The organism is Cellulomonas sp. ATA003 (assembly GCF_031582905.1).
Classification (GTDB): Bacteria; Actinomycetota; Actinomycetes; order Actinomycetales; family Cellulomonadaceae; genus Pengzhenrongella.
In genome coordinates this window covers 1,032,734-1,052,168 of record NZ_CP133990.1, presented here as the reverse complement: position 1 = coordinate 1,052,168, position 19,435 = coordinate 1,032,734, and the positions used below count along the sequence as shown (strand labels likewise).

The following is a 19,435-nucleotide window of genomic DNA, read 5'->3' as shown; positions in this document are numbered from 1 at the left end:
AGTGGTTCCACCGGCGCCCGTGCCCGCCCCGGGGGTCATTGCACGCCTAGCCTTGGTCATCGGGGCGTGCGACCACCAGACGCCCTGGTGACGACGGCGTTTTCCGGTTGTGTCCCGGTCGATCCATGGGTCTACAGTCACGGCGCTCGGCGGCCACCGTGACCGCTGAGATCCTCGGAGCACAGGAGCATCCTTGTGAACAGACCGCTCACGCTCGCCCTCGGGGCAGCACTGGTCGTGGTGACCCCCGCGGCAGCGCTCGCCTCGTCGGGCCCGGTCGCCACCTCGGCGCCGACCCGTCTCGCCGCCGCCCCGGCGGCCGACACCGCAGGACGCCCGGACGACCTCTCCAGCCCGCTCAGCGACAAGCAGCGAGAGCTGCGGGCCGCGGGCCTGGAGAAGGTCCTCTCGGGCGAGACCACCCCACGGGGCGACAACAAGGTCGTCAAGGTCGCCAAGGGCCAGTACGTCGAGCTCGCCCGTGAGGACACCGACGCGATCTGGACCGTCCTCGGCGAGTTCGCCGATCTGCCGCACAACTCCATCCCGGAGCCGGACCGATCGGTGGACAACACCACCATCTGGGCCCCCGACTTCTCGCAGCCGTACTTCGACGAGCTGCTGTACTCCCAGGCGGAGGGCGCCAACTCGGTCGCGAACTTCTACGACGAGCTGTCGTCCGGGCGCTACACCGTCACCGGCGAGGTCGAGGACTGGGTGAGGCTTCCCGGGACCGGCGCGTCCTACGGCAGCAACGCCCTCGGTGACGCGGTCACGTGGAAGTTCGTCAACGACACGATGAACGGCTGGTACGACGAGCAGCTGGCCGCGGGCCGGACCCCGGCGCAGATCGACGAGTACCTGTCCCAGTTCGACGTCTGGGACCGCTACGACTTCGACGGCGACGGCGACTTCGACGAGGCCGACGGCTACATCGACCACTTCCAGGCGGTCCACTCCGGCATGGGCGAGGAGGTCGGCGGCGGCGTGCTGGGCAGCGACGCCATCTGGTCGCACCGCTGGTACAACCAGACCACCCGCATCGGCACGGATGGCCCGACCGTGGACGGCGCCGGCATCAACCCCCTCGGTGGCGCCCGGGTCGGCCAGTCGAGGTACTGGGTCGGGGACTACACCGTCGAGCCGGAGAACGGCGGCGTCGGCGTCTTCGCGCACGAGTTCGGCCACGACCTCGGGCTGCCGGACCTCTACGACACCTCGGGCAACAGCGGCGGCGCGGAGAACTCGACGGCCTACTGGACGCTCATGAGCTCCGGGTCGTACGGCAGCAGCGGCCAGGCGGCCGACGGCATCGGTACCCGGCCGATCCACATGGGCGCCTGGGAGAAGCTGCAGCTGGGCTGGCTCAACCACGAGGTCATCCAGCCGGGCGCACGGGCCAACACCAAGCTCGGCCCGTCGACGGCGAACACCAAGCAGGCGCAGGCGCTGATCGCCCTCCTCCCCGACCGCGAGGTGACCACGACGGTCGGGTCGCCGTTCGAGGGCACCGACTTCTGGTACTCCGGCTCGGGTGACGACCTCGACCACTCGATGCTGACCCAGCCTCCGGCCGGCGCGACGACCCTCACCGCGAAGGTGAAGTACCAGATCGAGCAGGACTGGGACTACGCCTACGCGGTCTACTCCACCGACGGCGGCACGACGTTCACGTCGCTGCCGACGAACCGCTCCACCACGACCGACCCGAACGGCCAGAACTTCGGTCAGGGCCTCACCGGCAGCACCGGCGGCCAGTGGGTGGATCTCACCGCGAACCTCACCGCGGTCCCGGCCGGGGCTCTCGTGGGCTTCCGGTACTGGACCGACGGCGCGGCCACCGAGCCGGGCCTGCAGGTCGACGCGGTCGCGATCGACGGCGCGGCGGTCACGGCCTGGACGCTCGACGGGTTCACGCAGACAACAGGCACGGCGACGGAGTCGTACTTCAACGCGTACATCGCGGAGAACCGCGCCTACACGGGGTACGACGCAGGGCTGCGGACGGGTCCGTACAGCTTCGGCGACCCGACCCGTCCCGACTGGGCCGAGCGGCTGCCCTACCAGGACGGCCTGCTGATCAGCTACTGGAACTCCCAGTACACCGACAACAACGTCGGCTCCCACCCCGGTGCCGGGCTCGTCCTGCCGGTCGACGCCCACCCCGGCCTGCTCTACGAGCCGACGGACGACGAGGGGACGGACCGGCGAGACGGCGAGAGCTGGCGTCCGCGGATCCAGTCCTACGACTCGACGTTCGGGCTGGCGAAGACGGACCGGATCACGCTGCACGACCCGGACACCGGTGTCGCCGGCACGTACGGCGGCCTACCGGGCGTCCCGGTGTTCGACGACACGAAGGACTGGTGGGTCGCGCCCGGTGAGCAGCCCGACGCGAACGGCTGGAGCGGCGTCGAGGTGCCGCGGACGGGGACGAGGATCCGCGTGGTGAGCACCAGCGCGCGGGACACGTTCATGCAGGTCCGAGTCAACTGACCCGGTCGACGACGGGGTGGTGCACCGGCTCGGGAGAGCCGGCGGCGCCACCCCGTCGTCGCGACGCAGCACCGGGAGGAACGGTTGGGCACCGAGGAGCACCGACGAGCACCGGCCCGTTACCGTCAGTGCCGCGCGTGCAGCTTCATCCGCGGTGGGCGTCCGTCGGGGTCCAGCACCGTCCGGTACACCAGGCTCGCCAGCAGGCGCTGCCAGCGGGGCGGGTACCGCACGGCGTGCGACCGCAGCCGCCCGGCCGGGCGAGGCCCCGTGCACCCGCCGTCGTACCAGGCGTCCAGCCTCGCGGCGCTGCCGCGCAGCGTCTCGACTGCCTCGTGGGGGTCGACCAGCCCGGCGTCGTCGTCCACGTCGACGTGCTCGCGCATGAGCTGCAGCCGCAGGTCCCGCGCGAACCGCCGGGCTCCGTCGCCCAGCCCCGCGGGGTCGACCGGCTCGCGGACGTCCCGCTCCTCGTCGACGACGGCCGCGCTCAGCTCGGAGTCGTGCGTCCAGGACCGCCGGTTGAAGTTGTCGCTGCCGACGGTCGCCCACACGTCGTCGACGACGCAGACCTTCGCGTGCACGTAGACCGGGACGCCCCGGGGTTCTCCACGTCGAGCACCAGCACGCGGTCCCCACCCGCGGCCCGCACGAGGTCGAGGGCCTGCGCGTGGCCGAGCCGCCCCGTCGTCAGGGTCACCGGGTCGTCGTGGTCGGGGTACCGGGGCACGACGGCGATCAGGTGCAGGTCCGGCTCGCGGCGCAGCGCGTCCGCGAAGACGCGGGCCACGGCCGCCGACCACAGGTACTGGTCCTCGACGTACACGAGGCGCCGGGCGCGGCGCATGGCCTTGGCGTACCCGCGGGCGACGCTGCGCTCGCCGTCGGGGGCGAACGGGTAGCCCGGCCAGCGGTTCGGGTACGTCCGCAGGAGCTGCACCGCGCACGTCCCGGCGACCGGTGGGTCGGGCCGGGCTGGTGGCAGGTGGCCGGCGTCGCGGTCCAGGCGCCGCAGTACGTCGGGGACCACGTGCCACGGCAGCCGGGAGAGCGCAGCGGGGTCCTCCCACCGCTCCCGGAACACGTCCTCGACGTCGCGCACGGCGGGGCCCCGGAGGGCGACCTGGACGTCGTGCCAGGCCGGGGTCCGGCCGTACCACCGCGAGAACGGCTGGGCCTGCGGGTCGCCGTCGTGCGCGGCGTTGTCCCGCCGGCTGTGCGCGAGGTCGATGCCGCCGAGGAAGGCGACGTCGTCGGCGGGCCGGTCGGGGTGGCGGGCGACGACGAACTTCTGGTGGTGGCTCCCCAGCGGCCGGACCCGCTGGTCGAGCAGCACCTCCCCGCCGCTGGCGTTGACGTCCTGCGAGAGGTCGCGGTTCTGGTCGGCGGAGAAGCGCAGCCGGTCCAGGTGCGAGCGCCAGATGAGCCCCTTGACCCGCGCACCGCGGGCCGCCGCCGCCGACAGCGCCGCGCCGACCGTCGGCCCGTCGGGGGCGAGCCGCTCGTCGGGGTCGCCGCGCCAGTCGGCGAACAGCACGAGGTCACCGGACCCGGCACGCCGCAGCGTCTCGGCCAGCGCAGCGAAGTACGTCCGTCCGTGCACGAGCGCCCGGACGGCGTTCCCCTCGGTCCAGGGGCGCAGCCGGGTGGCCGGGTTGCCACGCTCAGCGGCGGTGAGGAACCACGGGTGCGCGGCGGGCGCGGCCAGCCAGGCGTCCGACGCGAGGTCGACGCCCCGGTCACGACGTGGACGGCAGGCGGTCACCCGCACAACGTCGCACAGCACCCGGGTCCACGGCAGTCACCCCCTGCGCGCATCACCCGCGCGGTCCCGCGGAGCGCTCAGCGGCCCGCGCCGTACCGGCGCATCGTCAGCGTCCCGAAGACCGCGACCAGCACGGCGCACCAGACCAGGACCGTGAGCACCTGGCCGCCGGTCGCCGTCCCGGACATGAGTCCTCGCTCGGCGGTGACGAGGTGCGAGATCGGGTTGACGTCGACGAAGCCCTGCAGCCACCGCGGCATCGTGGACGGGTCGACGAAGATGTTGCTGCCGAAGGTCAGCGGCGTGATGACGAGCATGCTGACGCCCATCACCGAGTTCGGGGTGCGCAGCACGAGGCTGAGCAACGTCCAGATCCACCCGAAGCTGAACGCGAACGCGAGGAGCAGCAGGACCCCGGCGACCGTCCCCACCGCCCCGCCGGCCGGCCGGAACCCGATCAGGAACCCGACGGTCAGCATCACGACCGAGGCGATCGTGAAGCGCACCGCGTCACCGAGCAGCATCCCGACGAGCGGTGCCGGCCGCCAGATCGGCATCGACCGGAACCGGTCGAACACACCCTTCTGCACGTCGGTCGACAGGGTCACGCCGGTGTACATCGTGATCATGACGACGCTCTGCACCAGCGCCCCGGGGAGCAGGAACTGGATGTACTCCCCGGGCTGCCGGCCAGCGCCCCGCCGAACAGGAAGGTGAACAGGAGCGTCATCATGATCGGGAACGCGGTGACGTCGAACAGCTGCTCGGGGACGTGCTTGATCTTCAGCAGCGCCCGCCACCCGAAGGCGACCGACGTCGTGAGGGCCTGGGCCGTGGTGGACGGCGTCCGGACGCGAGCGCGGCGTGCACCCCGGTCGCTGCAGGTGCGGTGACGGCGGAGGCGGTCACCGCGGTCACAGCGGTCGCGGTGACAGCGGGTGCGGTGTCGCGGTCGAGGGTCATCGGACAGCCTCCGTGGTCTGGGGGTCCCCGTCGGGGATGGGCTCGGCCGGGCGCCCGGTGAGGGCCAGGAAGACCTCGTCCAGGCTCGGCTGGCCGAGGGAGAAGTGGGCGACGTCGAGCCCGGCGTCCCCGAGCGCCGCGAGCGCCCGCATCGCCGGCGCCGGCGAGTCCACCGAGGCGGACAACGCCATCGGGTCGGTGCCCGCGCGCACCTCGGTGCCCAGCACCCGGCTGAGCACGTCCGCGGCCGCGGCGCGGTCGGCGGCGTCGTGCACGCGCACGTGCAGCGCGCCGGCGCCGACGGACGCCTTGAGCTGACCGGGGTGCCCTCGGCGATCACCCGGCCCTCGTCGATCACCGAGATCCGGTCGGCCAGCTGGTCCGCCTCGTCGAGGTACTGGGTGGTGAGCAGCACCGTGGTGCCGGCCGCCACCATGGCCCGGACGATGTCCCACACCTGGTTGCGGCTGCGCGGGTCGAGCCCGGTGGTCGGCTCGTCGAGGAACACCAGCTCCGGCGTGACGACGATGCTCGCGGCGATGTCGATGCGTCGCCGCATCCCGCCGGAGTACTTCTTGACGAGCCGGTCCGCGGCGTCGTCGAGGCCGAAGGCGTCGAGCAGCTCCGCCGTGCGCGCCCGGGCGCCGGGTCGCGAGTAGCCGAGCAGCCGGGCCACCAGCACGAGGTTCTCCCGCCCGGTGAGGTCCTCGTCGACGGACGCGAACTGACCGGTGAGCGCGACCCGGCTGCGCACCTCGTCGGCGTCCCGCACGACGTCCAGCCCGAGCACGCGCGCGCTCCCGGCGTCCGGCCGCAGCAGGGTGGCGAGCATCCGGATGACCGTGGTCTTGCCGGCGCCGTTGGGCCCGAGGAAGCCGTGGACGCCGCCGCGCGGGACGCGCAGGTCGATGCCGTCGACGGCGCGGGTGCCGCCGAACGCCTTGACCAGCCCCGTGGTCTCGATCGCCAGGTCGGTCACCTCGTCGCCTCCCTCGCCCGCCGGTCGGGTCGGCCGGGGGTGCCGCGTGTCGTGTGTCGCATGGGTGAGCCCTTCGTCGTCGTCGTCTTCACGGCGTCGCCCGTCCCGGGTCGGCACGGGGTGCACGCGGGTAGACCGGGGCACCGCTGCGATCTCATCGCTGCACCGGCCGCAGAGGTGACCCGCCGGTAACCTCCTCGTGGTGAGCGCCCTCCCCGACGGCACGTCCACCGCACGTGCTCTCCTGGTCCCCGCCGATGCCGTCCGGGTCGTGGGCGCCGTCAGCGTCGGCGTGGCGGTGCTCTGGTTCGACGGCGTCGCGGTCGCGCTCATGCTGCTCGTGCTCGGCGGGCTCATGGTCCCGCGGGCGCTCGGCACCCCGGGCCGGCTCGACGTCGCCTACGGCGCCGCGCTGCTCGTGGCCGCGTGGAGCGGCGTGGTCGGCCTGTACGAGCGGATCCCCTGGTGGGACCTCGTCGTGCACTTCGCGGTGACCGGTCTGGTGTCGGCGATGGCCTACCTCGTGGCGGTGCGGCTCGACGTGGCGCGGGACCCGGTCGAGGCGGTCTCGGGCGCGCACCGCTGGGGGTCGTGATGCTCACGACGTCGCTCGGGCTCGGGCTCAGCGTCCTGTGGGAGCTCGGGGAGTGGCTCGGCCACACCTACGTCGACGACTCCATCTTCGTCGAGCAGGTCGACACCCTCGGCGACCTCGCCGCCGGTGGTCTCGGGGCGCTGGTCGCCGGCCACGCGCTGGTCACGCTGGTGCGACGGGCGGCGCACGCCCGGCGCTGACGCGCACCACCGCCCGCGCTCGGGGATGATCGACGACCGACCACGAGGAGAGAACACCCATGCCGGACCGCACCATCGTCATCACCGGGGCAAGCGACGGGATCGGCGCCGCCGCGGCGCGTGCCCTCGCCCGGCGCGGCGAGCAGGTCGTCGTCGTCGGCCGGTCACCGGACAAAACCGAGGCCGTCGCACGCGAGATCGGGGCCCCGTTCCACCTGGCCGACTTCGCCCGGCTCGACGACGTCCGGGCGCTCGCCACGACCCTGCGTGCGCAGTACCCGCGGATCGACGTGCTGGCCAACAACGCCGGCGGGCTCATGGGTGAGCGTGCGCTGACGGTCGACGGCCACGAGCGCACCCTGCAGGTCAACCACCTCGCGCCGTTCCTGCTCACCCACGAGCTCATGGGCACGCTGGTCGCGAGCCGGGCCAGCGTCATCACGACGTCGAGCGTCGCGGCGCGGCTCTTCGGGCACCTCGACCTCGACGACCTGGAGAACGAGCGCGGGTACTCCGCGCGCAAGGCGTACGGCGACAGCAAGCTCGCCAACATCCTCTTCACCGTCGAGCTGCAGCGCCGCTTCGGCGACCGGGGCGTCTCCGCCGCGGCCTTCCATCCCGGCGTCGTCGCGACCGGCTTCGCGTCCGACACCACCGACGCGATGCGCTTCCTCTACCACACCCCGCTGCGTCACCTGCTGACCGTCGGTCCGGACAAGGGCGCCGACACGCTGGTGTGGCTCGCCACCCGGCGACCCGGCCCCGACTGGGAGCCGGGCCGCTTCTACGACAAGCGGCGGGTCGCGCGCACCAACCCGCAGGCGTCGCAGCCCGCGCTGGCCGCGGGACTGTGGGAGCGCAGCGCCGCCATGGTCGGCGTCGACCTCGGCCCGGCGCCGGATCGCCGGGCGCGCGGGACGCACGTCGAGGGCTAGCGTGACGGGTGCGGGCAGTGCCGTCCGGTGGTGCCCGCCGCGCATCCCGTGACCGACCCAAGGAGCACCGATGAGCACCTCCGCGTCCACCCCGCACGACGGCAGCGCCGACCGCCGCACCGACGACACCACGGTCGCCCCGCCGACCGGCCCGGGGCCCGACTCCACGCACGCCGCATCGCCCACGTCGGGTGACGGCACAGGGACGGCGCAGCCGGACACCGGCCCGGGTCCGGCGGCGGCGGACGTCGACGACGACGGCCCCGACGCCCGGCGCTGACCTGCGCGTCACGGTCTCCGCCACACTTCCCGCACCGGCGCACCGGCGCACCGGCCCCGCACCGCTCCGGCGGCTGCGGGGCCGACGTGCGCTCGGGGCGACGTCACGGTCGATCGACGTCAGGATGGGCGCGTGCCCCATCCCTACCGGCTCGGCTTCGCGGTCAAGGTGCTCGGCGAGGGCGGACTGCCCACCGCGGACACCCGTCGCTGGCGCAGCGGACCGCACCTGTCGCGGTCGCTCGAGATGCTCGGGCCCGTCCTCGACCGGCTCGAGCGCCTCGACGTGCGCATGTTCCGGCTCTCCAGCCAGACCATCCCCTACGGCACCCACCCGGACCTGCCGGACCTGGACTACCGGCGCCAGATCGACCAGTGCCGCGAGACGCTGACGGCGCTCGGTCAGCGCGCCACCGCGTTGGGCCTGCGCCTGTCGACGCACCCCGGTCAGTACACCGTCCTGAACTCGGCGGACCCGGTCCTCACCGCGAAGTCGGCGGCCGACCTCGAGCAGGACACCGCTCTGCTGGACGCGCTCGACCAGGGCCCCGAGGGCGCCGTCGTCGTGCACGTCGGTGGGCTCTACGGTGACCGCCCGTCCGCGCTGGACCGGTGGGCACGCGCCTACGAGACCCTGTCGGAGCGGACCCGGGCGCGGCTGGCGCTGGAGAACGACGACGGCCCGTTCGGGGTGACCGACGTGCTGGAGCTGCACCGGCGCACCGGGGTCCGGATCGCCTACGACCACCACCACCACCGCACGTCGGCGGAGTCCGTCACGGTGCCACCGGCCGACGCGCTCGCCGCGGCGTACCGCACCTGGGCGCCGGGGTGCGACCCAAGGTGCACCTGTCCAGCCCGCGGGTCGACCTCGAGATCGCCGAGCGCAGGCCCGCGGGCAGCAGACGCGTCGAGCGCGTCCCGGTCACCCCGCGGCTCACGCCGCACGCCGACTTCATCGCGCCGTGGGACCTGGTGGACCTGCTGCGCTCGGCACCCGGCCCGCTCGACGTCATGCTCGAGGCGAAGGCGAAGGACCTCGCGCTCGCGCACGCCCGCACGGCGCTCGAGCGCCTGTTCCCCGACCTCGCCGCCGCGGAGGAGCGCACCGGCCGCTGACCGGCCGGTGCTGGGATCCACGCTGCACGACCCACATGGACGCACCGCGCCCCGCACGACGGGTGTCGTGCGGGGCGCGGCGGCGGGTCGGACCGGTGGGGCTGATCAGCCGATGACCGACTCCACCTCGGTGCGGAACTGCTCCGCGGCGTCCTGCGGCGTCATCCGCTCGAAGAGCACCTCGTTGTTGTAGCGGTCGAGGATCGCCGCGACCTCACCGGCGCCGATCGGCGGGACGGCGGTGCCGTCGACGATCTCGTCCTCGAGGTCGGCGATGAACTCGGCCGCCTTCTGCTCGCTCGCGCTGAAGTTGCCCGAGATCGCCTCGCGGACGTCGGTGTTGGCCGGCAGACCGCGGTCGGAGAGCAGGAGCCCACCGGCCGTCTCGCTGTTGAGCATGAAGTCGATGAACGACGCGGCCGCGTCGGGGCACTCGCTCTCGGCGGCCATCGAGATGTACATCGCGGGCTTGAGGTACATGCCCGTCCGCTCGCCCGTGGACTCCCCGGCCAGCGCAGCAGCTCCAGCTCGGTCCCGGCAGCGGTCTCGATCGCGGTGAGCTGGTTGCTCCACCACGCGCCCATCGCGCCGCGGTTGGTGCCGAGCAGCGACTGCTCCGGCCCGAGACCCTGGATCTCGACGGTCTCGGACGCGGCCGGCTGCCCGCCGTTGCGCTGCAGGTTGAGGGCGATCTCCCACCACTCGACGAGCGTCTCGTCCTCGTACCCGAGCTCGCCCTCCGGGGTGTAGAGCTCCTCGCCCTTCTGACGGGCGAAGATCATGAAGCCGGGCTCGTTGTAGCCGTGGTCCTGCATGCCGTACAGACCCTCGGTCTGCCCGATCTGGATGGCGACCTCCTGGAAGTCCTCCCAGCTCCACGTCGTGTCGTCCGGCATCTCGACGCCGGCCTGCTCGAAGACCTGCGGGTTCGCGAGCACCGAGTAGACGTTGACGCCGGTCGGGATGCCGTACAGACCCCCGTCGGTCTCCCCCGCGGCGAGGATGTTGTCGTCGATCGCGTCAGTCGCGATGTCGTACTGCCCGAGGTCGGCGAGGACGCCCCGCTCGGCGTACTCGCGCAGGTAGCGCTCCTCCTGCATGAGGATGTCGGGGGTGTCGCCACCGGCGACACCGGTCGCGAGCTTGTCCCAGTACCCCGCCCAGTCGGTGAAGTCCGGGGTGATGGTGATGCCCGGGTTCTCGGCCTCGAAGGCGTCGATGACCTCCTGGTTGAGCTGGTGGCGCACGTCGGAGCCCCACCACGAATAGCGCAGCTCCGCCTCCTCGCAGTCGCCCCCTGCCGCGGGGGTGGCGTCGTCTCCGGTGTTCTCGGCGGCGTTCTCCGCCTGGCCGCAGCCGGCCAGTGCGAGCGAGCCGACCGTGAGGGCGGTGGCCATGGTCATGAGCCGGCGGCGGGGCCGGCCGGGCGTACGCAGGGTGCTGCGCATGGGTGTCTCCTGTGCGTCGTTCCCGCGGGGTCACGGGAGGGTGGCCGCACGGGCTCGTCGTCGAGCCCGTGCGACCCGGGCGGTTACTTGATGCCGGTCGTCGCGATCCCCTTGACCAGGTACTTCTGGCCGAAGAGGAAGACGAAGAAGACCGGGATGAGGGACACGATCGACATCGCGAACAGCGAGCCCCACGAGCTGGCGCCGGTGGAGTCCACGAACGTCCGCAGCGCGACCGGGACGGTGTACTTGTCCGGGTTGGTGAGGAAGATCAGCTGCGAGAAGAAGTCGTTCCAGGTCCAGATGAACGTGAAGATCGCGGTGGTCGCCAGCGCCGGCAGGGACAACGGCAGCATGATGCGGAAGAAGATCCGCAGGTGGCCCGCGCCGTCCAGCCGCGCCGCCTCGTCGAGCTCCTTCGGGATGCCGCGGAAGAACTGCACCATGAGGAAGACGAAGAAGGCGTCGGTGGCCAGGAACTTCGGCACGATCAGCGGCAGGAACGTGTTGATCCAGCCCAGCTCCGAGAACAGGATGTACTGCGGCACGATCACGACGTGGATCGGCAGCATGATCGACATCAGCATGATCGCGAACCACAGCGTGCGGAACCGGAAGTTCAGCCGGGCGAACGCGTAGGCGGCCAGGGCGCACGAGATGAGGTTCCCCAGGACCGAGCCCATGACGATGATCGCCGAGTTGATCAGGTAGTGGCTGAACGGGTTCAGCAGGGCGTCCCAGCCGACCGAGTAGTTGCTGAGGTCGAACTGCGACGGGATGAGCCCGGGCTCGCGGAAGATGAGGTCGTTCGGCTTGATCGACGACGAGAGCATCCACAGCAGCGGGTACAGCATCACCACCCCGAGGGCGATGAGCAGCACGTGCTTGATGAGCGAGCGGGCGCGTCGGCGCTTGGTCCTGTCGTGGTGCTCCGGGGAGCCTTCGGCTCGACGACGAACGTCTCGGCGGCGTTCTGGAGATCAGTCATTGTAGAAGACCCAGTACTTGGAGAGGAAGAAGTTCAGGGCGGTGAGAACGGCGATGATGACCAGCAGGAGCCACGCCATCGCGGAGGCGTATCCCATGTTCAGGGCCGCGAAGCCCTGCTGGTAGAGATACAGCGTGTAGAACAGCGTCGAGTCGGCCGGGCCGCCCGTGCCGCCCGACACCACGAATGCCGGGGTGAAGCTCTGGAACGCCCCGATGAACTGCAGCACGAGGTTGAAGAAGATGATCGGCGTGAGCATCGGGATGGTGATCGACCAGAACTGGCGCAGCTTCGAGGCGCCGTCGATCGACGCGGCCTCGTAGTACATCTCCGGGACCTGGCGCAGCCCGGCGAGGAAGATGATCATCGGTGCACCGAACGTCCACACGTTGAGGATGATCAGCGTGCCCAGCGCGTAGTCCGGGTGCGAGACCCAGCCCACGCCGTCGATGTCGAAGTAGCCGAGGACCTGGTTGATGAGGCCCGTCGTGCCGAAGATCTGGCGCCACAGGATCGCGATGGCGACCGACCCGCCCAGCAGGGACGGCAGGTAGAACACCGACCGGTACAGGGCCAGGCCGCGCATCCCGCGGTCCAGCAGCAGGGCCAGCCCGAGCGCCGCGATGAGCTGCAGCGGCACCGAGACGAACACGTAGGTGAACGTCACCCGCAGCGCCCGCATCAGGCGCGGGTCGTTCAGCATGTCCTCGTAGTTCCCGAGGCCGATGAACTCCGGGTCGGTCAGCAGGTCGTAGTCGGTGAACGACAGGTAGAGCGACGCGAGCAGCGGGCCGGCGACGATGAGCAGGAGGCCCACGAACCACGGCCCGAGGAAGAACAGCGACCACTTGCCGTCGTTCTTCTCCGACGGGGCCTGGGTCGCGTGGCCCTTCTGCTTGCGCAGCGAGCCGAGCTCAGACAGAGCGGACATCGACACCTCCCGGAACGGTGAGGCCACGGAGCGCAGAGGTCACGCGGTCACGCGTGACGTGCGACCCGCGGGCGGGTGGGAGCACAGGGTGAGCAGCGGTCAGCGCACCGCGCGGACCTGCGTGGGGAGGACGAGTCATGCTCCCTCTTCGGTGGATCGTCGTTGATGGACCGAGACGCCCTCCATCGGGCGCGCGCCGCCAGGCGGCACTGCCCCGGAAAGCGCTTCCACTATGGGACCGCGCCCTCGGCGGCGTCAAGCGCGCCACGGTGATGGATACCGAACCGTGGCCTGCGCACGCCAGCACGGGCGCTTGACATCGCCGGACGCTGAGTAAACGCTTTCCCGCATGCCCAGCCCCCGCGACGCCGCCCCTCGCCCGCAGGTCCGTCCGCAGGCCCCGTCCGCGTCGCCGTCGTCGGCGTGCTGGGCTTCGGGCTCGTGCACCTGCGCAACCTCCAGCCCCTCGTGGCGGACGGACGCTGCGTGCTCACGGGCGTGGTCGACCGCCGCCCGCTGTCCGGCGAGGCGCTCGAGCTCGCTGGCGACGCGACCGCCTACACCGACCTCGCCGACCTCCTCGCGGCGGAAGCGCCGGACGTCGTCGCGATCGCGACCCCCATCCCGACCCATGCCCCGCTCGCCACCGCGGCGATGCGGGCGGGCTGCCACGTCCTGGTCGAGAAGCCGCCGACGGCGTCGTTCGCCGAGTACACGGACCTGCTCGAGGTCGCCCACCAGACCGGACGGGCGTGCCAGATCGGCTTCCAGGCGAACGGCTCGGACGCCTACGGACGCATCGCCGACGCCATCGCCGCGGGCGAGATCGGCGGCGTCGTCGGCATCGGCGTCGAGGGCACCTGGCTGCGCCCGGTGTCCTACTTCGAGCGCGCCCCCTGGGCCGGACGACGGCGGCTCGACGGCGTCGACGTGGTCGACGGCGTCGTGACCAACCCGCTCGCGCACGCGGTCGCGGCCGCGCTCCGCCTCGCAGACGCGAACCGCGCCGACGAGGTCGCCACGGTGGAGACCGAGCTGTACCGCGCCAACGACATCGAGGCCGACGACACCTCGGCCGTCCGGGTCACGACCCGCGCGAGCGGGATCACCATCGCCATGGGCCTGACGGTGTGCGCCGCCGAGCAGGCCGAGCCGCGCGTGGTCGTGCACGGCACGGCCGGGCGGATCACCTTCTGGTACAAGACCGACGTCGTCGAGGTCGACGGCACGGCGGGGCACCGGACGGTGCCGTGCACGAGCACGGGTCTGCTCGAGGACCTGATCGAGCACGTGGCCGACCCGACGCGGGCGCTGGTCAGCCCGCTCGAGGAGTCGGGCGGCTTCATGCGGGTCATGGAGGCGATCCGCACGGCACCGGACCCGGCGCCCGTCCGGCCCGAGGCGGTCGACTGGCGTGGCGAGGGCCCGGACCGTCACGCCGTCGTGGAGGACGTCGAGCTGTGGTGCGCGCGGGTGGCGACCGAGCTGCGGACATTCAGCGAGCTCGGCGCACCCTGGGCGACGACGCCGCCGGTGACCGCCGCCGGCTGAGCCCGAGGACGAGCCCGAGCAGCGCGACGGCCCGGTGCCGGCTCTCGACGGGAGCCGGCACCGGGCCGCGGTGCGTCCGGGTCACCACCCGGCCGGGGGTCAGCGACGGACGTCGACCCCGAGCTCCAGCGCGTCGACGTCGACGGGCTGGCCCGTGCGGATCGACTCGTTGGCGGCGATGCCGACGGCGACGGCGCGCACGCCGTCGACGTACCCGGCCGGGCGGCCCAGCGGGTCGTCCTCGGTGCGACCGCGGAACACGTCGGTCAGCAGGATCGCGTCTCCGCCGCCGTGCGAGCCCTCACCCATCGGGATCTCGACCTCCTGCGCCCGTTCCCAGTGTCGCTGCACCACGAGGCGCTCGCCCTTGGGGCGCAGCACGTCGGCGCTCTCGGCCTCGCGGGCGCTGGGGTCCAGGACGGCCCCACCGGACGCGTCGAACTCGACCGACCCGCGCTCGATCACCTCGAGCTCGGCCCGGCCCTCGGACCCGTTGACCGTGACGCGGTAGCCCTCCCAGGGCGCGTGGGCGTTGAGGGAGTAGGTCATGACCGCGCCGCCGTGGTAGTCGACGACCGCGGCCATGTTGTCCTCGATCGTGATGCCGGGGGTGAACACGTCCTGGTCGCGCAGGTACCCGTCGTGGTGCTCGGCGTCGAGGTACAGGCGCTTGAGCCGCGCGTCCCCGCTCATGTCGAGCGACCACCGGTCCCCCGGCTCGGCGTCCTTGCCCCGCGCCGGACGTGGCCCGGCCTGGGGGGCGCCGAGTCCCGAGTCGCCGTAGAAGGCGAGCCGGCCGCGGGCGTAGACCCGCTGCGGGGCGTCGTCGAGCCACCAGTTGACGAGGTCGAAGTGGTGGGACGACTTGTGGACGAGCAGACCGCCGGACAGCGCCTTCTCGCGGTGCCAGCGCCGGAAGTAGTCCGCGCCGTGCACGGTGTCCAGCGCCCACTCGAAGTGGACCGACGTCACCGTCCCGATCCGCCCGGACGCGATGACCTCCTTGAGCGAGGAGTTCCGCGGCGAGTAGCGGTAGTTGAAGGTCATGACGATGTCGCGACCGGTCTCGGCGACGGCGGCGTTGATGCGCCGGCAGCCGTCGACGTCGATGGTCAGCGGCTTCTCGACGACGACGTCAGCACCGGCCCGCAGCGCACGGGTCACCATGTCGGCGTGGGCGTGGTCCGGCGTCGTGACGACCACGACGTCGACCCGCTGCTCACGGATCATGTCCTCGAGCTGGGCCGGCTCGTATCGGGGCAGCGGGTCGCGCCCGGCGGCCACCACGGCCTCGTCGTAGTAGGCGGCGCGGCCGGGATTCGGCTCGCACCACGCGACGAGCTCGGCGACCTCGGCGTGGTCGCCGAGCATCGCGTCGACATACATCTGGGAACGGTGGCCCGTGCCGGCCACGGCGTAGCGGCGGGGGCTCTCTCTGACGTCATCGGCATGCTCCCGGTCTGGAGGTGAAAGCGCTTACCCCCAGGATGCCACGGCTCGGCGCGTGGCGGTCGACGGGCGGGGGCCGCGTCCCGGCCGGATCGGCCCCACCCATCTGCCCGCCCGCCCGCTCACCGCGTCCGCCCGCCTACCAGCGCGCCCGCCTGCCCGCCTGCCCACCCGCCGGCGCCGCCCGCGAGGGGACGACCGCGCGGTGCGGGTGGACGCCGCCGGGCCAGGCCGGATCGTCCGTGGCACCCTCGGGCGCGTGCTCGACCTCTCCGGCCTCGACCTCTCCGTCCTTGACGTCTGCCTCCTCGCGCTCGCCGCCTCGCTGGTCGGGGTGAGCAAGACGGCGCTGCCCGGGGCCGGGACGCTGACGGTCGCGGTGTTCGCCGCGATCCTTCCCGCCCGGCAGTCGACCGGGGTGCTCCTGGTGCTGCTCGTCCTGGGCGACCTGTTCGCGGTGCGGATGTACCACGCGCATGCCGACTGGCCGACGCTGCGCCGGATGGTGCCCGCGGTCGTCGTCGGCGTCGGGCTCGGCACGGTCTTCCTCGGAGTGGCGGACGACGCCACCGTCCAGCGGGTGATCGGCGCCATCCTGCTGGTGCTCGTCGCGGTGACCCTCGTGCGGCGGGCGGCCGCGCGACGCGGTGAACGGGTGGCGGCCGCGGCGTCGCACCCGGCGGCGGCCTCCGCGACAGCGCTCCCGGCGGTGTCACCCGAGGCATCACCACGGGAGGGAGCGAGTGCGGCGGAGGCAACACGCGACGACGCGCCGCCGGGGTGGCGACGACGCCTGGACACCGGCGCGTACGGGAGCGTCGCCGGGTTCACCACGATGGTCGCGAACGCTGGTGGCCCGGTGATGTCGATGTACTTCCTGGCCGCCCGCTTCCCGATGGGCCGGTTCCTCGGGACGGCCGCCTGGTTCTTCCTCGTCGTGAACGTCGCGAAGCTGCCGTTCTCGGTCGGGCTCGGCCTCATCGACCGCGACACGCTGACCCTCGACCTCGTGCTGGCTCCCGCGGTCGTGGTCGGTGCGCTGGTCGGCCGGCGGGTCGCGGGACGGCTCGACCAGGCGGTGTTCGACCGGCTCGTGCTCGTGCTCACGGTCGTCTCCGCGGGATACCTCGTCGTGGCGTGACGCGCCGCGCGGGGCCTGACGACCGCGGGACGCGATATCGCCGGGGACGCGACAGCCCCGGGACGCCGACAGCCCCGCTCCCGGGGGTCCCGGGGGCGGGGCTGCGTGTGCGGTGTCGATCGGCGCCGGCTGGCGCCGGTCGTCCGGTGGTGGGGCGGCTGCGCCTCAGGCCCGGACGGGCCGGCCCTGGGCGGCACTCGTGGTGGTGGCGAGGGACCTCACGGCCCAGCCGAGGACGATGAACATCAGGCCCATGCCGGCGGCGAAGGCCGCGACCCCGAACGCGATCACCGAGGTGAACAGCGACGAGCGCAGGAACGAGGCGTTCATCATCGTGTCGCGCACCGGGTCCTCGCGGTCGAGCTCGGCGTAGGTCAGCCCACCGGAGGACTCCAGCGCGTGCTGGTTGATGATGTCGGCCTGGAAGTAGGCGTCCAACGGGCCGTCCACACGCTCCCCGCCGAACATCGCCGCGTCCTCGGCGACCGTGATGTTCTCCTCGATCAGCTGGCCACGGACCATCGTCCACGTCGTGGCTCCCGCGGCGATCAGCACCACCCCCGCGATGATGGCCAGGATCCCGGCGATCCGGGCGAACCCTGTCGACGTGCCGGTCGCGGCGGCGGTGGACTACGTGCTCGTGGTGCTCATGGTGCTTCCCTCCCAGGTGGTACCGGCCACGGTTCGCGTCCGCCGCCGGGAACCCGGGCTTCCGGGCTCACGCACCAGCCTGCCCCCGCCCGGGCGTCCGACCTGGGCCGAAGGTCCCCGGGACCTTCGACCCATCGCCGGGCCGCACCGCGGGCTCACGCTGAGGGAGCGGGCCACCCATGAGCGCGACCTCGGCGGCCCGCGGCACCACGGTCCTCACCAGGACCGCCCCACGACGCGCGCACCCGACGTGCGCGCGGCGCCACGGCGGTGCCGGGGCGTTCTGCCCAGGAGTCGCCCCGCCCGTCCGGCGTCGGGGTGCGCCCGCCCGGTCGCGCGGGCGGACGCACCCACCGGCGTGGCAGTCAGCCGTCGGCGAGCCGGTCCAGCGCGAGCCCCGCCAGCACGGCCGCGGCCAGCGGCAGCGCGGCGTCGTCGAACCGGGCGTGCGCGGAGTGGTTGTACGGCGCGGTCGCCGGGTCGGCGCCGGGCGGCGTCGCCCCGACGAACACGAACGCTCCCGGCACCTGCTCGAGCACGTAGGAGAAGTCCTCGGCGCCGGACACCGGGCGGGGCGCCGTCCTGAAGCGCTCCTCACCGAGCAGGGCGCGCGTGACCCGGCCGGCGCGGGCCACCTCGCCCGGGTCGTTGACCGTCACGGGGTAGCCCCGGACGTAGGTGACGTCGGCGGTCAGGCCGTGCGCCGCGGCGATGTGCTCGGCCACGCGGATGAGCCGGTCGGGGATGACCGCGTGCTGCTCCGCGGAGAACGTCCGGACGGTCGCGTCGATCTCTGCGGTCCCGGGGATGACGTTGTCGGTGGTCCCCGCGGCGAGCCGCCCGACGGACACCACGACGGGGTCGTGCGCGTCGAACTGCCGGGTCACCGCGGTCTGCAGGGCAAGGACGATCTCCGCGGCGACGGTCACCGGGTCCGCGGCCAGGTGCGGCATCGAGCCGTGCCCGCCGCGTCCCTGCACCGTGACGTACATCTGGTCGGCGGCGGCCATCGCCGTCCCGGGCCGTCCGGTGACGACGCCGCCGGGGATCATCGCCGAGACGACGTGGACGCCGTACGCGGCGACGACCCGCTCCCCGGCGGCGTCGAGCACGCCCTCCTCGATCATGATCCGCGCGCCGTGGTTGCCCTCCTCCCCCGGCTGGAACATGAGGACGACGGAGCCGGCGAGCTGGTCGCGGCGCGCGGCGAGCAGGCGCGCGGCCCCGACCAGACCTGCGACGTGCAGGTCGTGGCCGCAGGCGTGCATGACGCCGGGGTGCTCGCTGGTGAACGGCTCACCGGAGTCCTCGGTGACCGGCAGCGCGTCCATGTCCCCGCGGAGCAGCACGGCCGGGCCGGGGTGCGCTCCGCGCAGGACGGCGACGACGGAGCTCAGGCCCGTGCCGGTGGTGACCTCGAGCCCGAGACCCTCGAGCGCCTCGAGCACGCGCGCCTGCGTGCGGGGCAGCTCCAGGCCGATCTCGGGGGTGCGGTGCAGGTCGTGGCGCAGCGCGGCCAGGTCGCCGGCGAGGGCGGTGGCGTCCGCGAGCAGGTCGGCGGGGACGTGCGGCGAGGTGTCGGTCACCCGGCCGACCCTAGCCTCAGGCGTCGACGAGGCGGACCCGCAGGTGGACGGTGTCGCCGACCGTCAGGTGCTCGGCCGTGCGGACCGCCTTCTTCACCGGGAGGACGTAGGTGCGGCGCGCGCTGTCGGGGAAGATCGACGTCCGCCACGTCGTCGCACCGAGCGTGACCTCGACCCGCACCGAGCCGAACCCGCGGGCGACCGGACCAGCGACGTCGAGCACGTCGTCGGCCAGGTCGGTCGGCAGGCTGACGAAGGTCCAGCTGTCCCGTCGCGCGTCCCACAGCCACAGGTCGGCGTCGAACTCGAACGTCATGGCGGAATGGTGCCGCAGCCGCGGGCACGGCGGGTGCCAGGTC

General features: G+C 72.8%; 18 protein-coding genes and 3 pseudogenes. 10 read left to right on the top strand and 11 right to left on the bottom strand.

What is annotated here, in order from left to right; all coding sequences use genetic code 11:
• The first annotated feature begins 195 nt into the window (after positions 1 to 195).
• The gene (locus tag REH70_RS05240; RefSeq protein WP_310752930.1) at positions 196 to 2,496 is read left to right on the top strand and encodes an immune inhibitor A domain-containing protein; all 2,301 of its coding nucleotides are present in this window, start codon (positions 196 to 198) and stop codon (positions 2,494 to 2,496) included.
• A gap of 125 nt (positions 2,497 to 2,621) precedes the next feature.
• Here the strand turns inward: REH70_RS05240 and REH70_RS05235 are convergent, their stop codons facing one another.
• From REH70_RS05235 to REH70_RS05225, 3 genes are all read right to left on the bottom strand, one after another.
• Positions 2,622 to 3,050, bottom strand: a complete 429-nt coding sequence (locus REH70_RS05235; RefSeq protein WP_310752928.1) for a hypothetical protein — start codon at positions 3,048 to 3,050, stop codon at positions 2,622 to 2,624.
• Positions 2,987 to 4,261, bottom strand: a complete 1,275-nt coding sequence (locus REH70_RS05230; RefSeq protein ID WP_310752926.1) for a hypothetical protein — start codon at positions 4,259 to 4,261, stop codon at positions 2,987 to 2,989. Before REH70_RS05230 ends, REH70_RS05235 begins: the two co-directional genes overlap by 64 nt.
• Before the next feature lie 77 nt (positions 4,262 to 4,338).
• Positions 4,339 to 4,890, bottom strand: coding sequence for an ABC transporter permease (locus REH70_RS05225; protein ID WP_310752924.1), 552 nt, complete (start codon positions 4,888 to 4,890; stop codon positions 4,339 to 4,341).
• Positions 4,891 to 4,992: 102 nt separating this feature from the next.
• Between REH70_RS05225 and REH70_RS20405 the strand changes: the two genes are divergently transcribed.
• Positions 4,993 to 5,154, top strand: coding sequence for a hypothetical protein (locus REH70_RS20405; RefSeq protein ID WP_396134679.1), 162 nt, complete (start codon positions 4,993 to 4,995; stop codon positions 5,152 to 5,154).
• 66 nt (positions 5,155 to 5,220) lie between these two features.
• Here the strand turns inward: REH70_RS20405 and REH70_RS05220 are convergent.
• Positions 5,221 to 6,203: pseudogene (locus tag REH70_RS05220) on the bottom strand (ATP-binding cassette domain-containing protein).
• Between the two features lie 202 nt (positions 6,204 to 6,405).
• On the opposite strand from REH70_RS05220, the gene REH70_RS05215 reads away from it, so the two are divergent.
• The 5 genes from REH70_RS05215 to REH70_RS05195 all read left to right on the top strand — a co-directional run bounded on the left by REH70_RS05215 (position 6,406) and on the right by REH70_RS05195 (position 9,524).
• Entirely contained in the window at positions 6,406 to 6,798 is a 393-nt protein-coding gene (locus tag REH70_RS05215) for a hypothetical protein (RefSeq protein ID WP_310752920.1), read from the top strand.
• Positions 6,798 to 6,998: a hypothetical protein gene (locus REH70_RS05210; RefSeq protein ID WP_310752918.1), complete on the top strand. Its 201-nt coding sequence runs from the start codon at positions 6,798 to 6,800 to the stop codon at positions 6,996 to 6,998. The genes REH70_RS05215 and REH70_RS05210 overlap by 1 nt, the downstream gene beginning before the upstream one ends.
• A gap of 59 nt (positions 6,999 to 7,057) precedes the next feature.
• On the top strand, positions 7,058 to 7,933 hold the full coding sequence (locus REH70_RS05205) for an SDR family NAD(P)-dependent oxidoreductase (protein ID WP_310752916.1): 876 nt from the start codon (positions 7,058 to 7,060) through the stop codon (positions 7,931 to 7,933).
• Positions 7,934 to 8,003: 70 nt separating this feature from the next.
• The gene (locus REH70_RS05200; protein WP_310752914.1) at positions 8,004 to 8,213 is read left to right on the top strand and encodes a hypothetical protein; all 210 of its coding nucleotides are present in this window, start codon (positions 8,004 to 8,006) and stop codon (positions 8,211 to 8,213) included.
• A gap of 132 nt (positions 8,214 to 8,345) precedes the next feature.
• Positions 8,346 to 9,524 (top strand): hypothetical protein, encoded by a 1,179-nt coding sequence (locus REH70_RS05195; protein ID WP_310752912.1) that lies wholly within the window; start codon positions 8,346 to 8,348, stop codon positions 9,522 to 9,524.
• Here REH70_RS05195 and REH70_RS05190 read toward each other — a convergent pair.
• From REH70_RS05190 to REH70_RS05180, 3 genes and pseudogenes are all read right to left on the bottom strand, one after another.
• Positions 9,493 to 10,779: an extracellular solute-binding protein gene (locus REH70_RS05190; protein WP_310752910.1), complete on the bottom strand. Its 1,287-nt coding sequence runs from the start codon at positions 10,777 to 10,779 to the stop codon at positions 9,493 to 9,495. The two genes, REH70_RS05195 and REH70_RS05190, sit on opposite strands and share 32 nt — an antisense overlap.
• Positions 10,780 to 10,862: 83 nt before the next feature.
• Positions 10,863 to 11,684 (bottom strand): annotated as a pseudogene (locus REH70_RS05185) (carbohydrate ABC transporter permease); the annotation flags it as partial.
• A 75-nt stretch (positions 11,685 to 11,759) separates the two neighbouring features.
• Positions 11,760 to 12,698: a sugar ABC transporter permease gene (locus tag REH70_RS05180; protein WP_310752908.1), complete on the bottom strand. Its 939-nt coding sequence runs from the start codon at positions 12,696 to 12,698 to the stop codon at positions 11,760 to 11,762.
• Between the two features lie 417 nt (positions 12,699 to 13,115).
• On the opposite strand from REH70_RS05180, the pseudogene REH70_RS20400 reads away from it, so the two are divergent.
• Together REH70_RS20400 and REH70_RS05175 are read left to right on the top strand one after the other, a co-directional pair.
• Positions 13,116 to 13,454, top strand: a pseudogene (locus REH70_RS20400) (Gfo/Idh/MocA family protein); the annotation flags it as partial.
• A gap of 3 nt (positions 13,455 to 13,457) precedes the next feature.
• Positions 13,458 to 14,249 carry a hypothetical protein gene (locus REH70_RS05175; RefSeq protein WP_396134725.1) on the top strand — a complete coding sequence of 264 codons (792 nt, stop codon included), beginning with the start codon at positions 13,458 to 13,460 and terminating at the stop codon, positions 14,247 to 14,249.
• A 99-nt stretch (positions 14,250 to 14,348) separates the two neighbouring features.
• Here the strand turns inward: REH70_RS05175 and REH70_RS05170 are convergent, their stop codons facing one another.
• A complete protein-coding gene (locus tag REH70_RS05170; RefSeq protein ID WP_310752906.1) occupies positions 14,349 to 15,662 on the bottom strand; it encodes a Gfo/Idh/MocA family oxidoreductase in 1,314 nt (437 codons plus the stop codon).
• Between the two features lie 295 nt (positions 15,663 to 15,957).
• On the opposite strand from REH70_RS05170, the gene REH70_RS05165 reads away from it, so the two are divergent.
• The gene (locus tag REH70_RS05165) at positions 15,958 to 16,839 is read left to right on the top strand and encodes a sulfite exporter TauE/SafE family protein (protein WP_310752903.1); all 882 of its coding nucleotides are present in this window, start codon (positions 15,958 to 15,960) and stop codon (positions 16,837 to 16,839) included.
• 165 nt (positions 16,840 to 17,004) lie between these two features.
• On the opposite strand, the gene REH70_RS05160 is transcribed toward REH70_RS05165, so the two are convergent.
• The 3 genes from REH70_RS05160 to REH70_RS05150 form a co-directional block, all read right to left on the bottom strand.
• A complete protein-coding gene (locus tag REH70_RS05160) occupies positions 17,005 to 17,397 on the bottom strand; it encodes an aromatic ring-opening dioxygenase LigA (protein WP_310752898.1) in 393 nt (130 codons plus the stop codon).
• A 458-nt stretch (positions 17,398 to 17,855) separates the two neighbouring features.
• Positions 17,856 to 19,076 carry a M20 family metallopeptidase gene (locus tag REH70_RS05155; RefSeq protein WP_310752896.1) on the bottom strand — a complete coding sequence of 407 codons (1,221 nt, stop codon included), beginning with the start codon at positions 19,074 to 19,076 and terminating at the stop codon, positions 17,856 to 17,858.
• A gap of 16 nt (positions 19,077 to 19,092) precedes the next feature.
• Positions 19,093 to 19,392 (bottom strand): DUF1905 domain-containing protein, encoded by a 300-nt coding sequence (locus REH70_RS05150; protein WP_310752895.1) that lies wholly within the window; start codon positions 19,390 to 19,392, stop codon positions 19,093 to 19,095.
• Between the last annotated feature and the right edge of the window lie 43 nt (positions 19,393 to 19,435).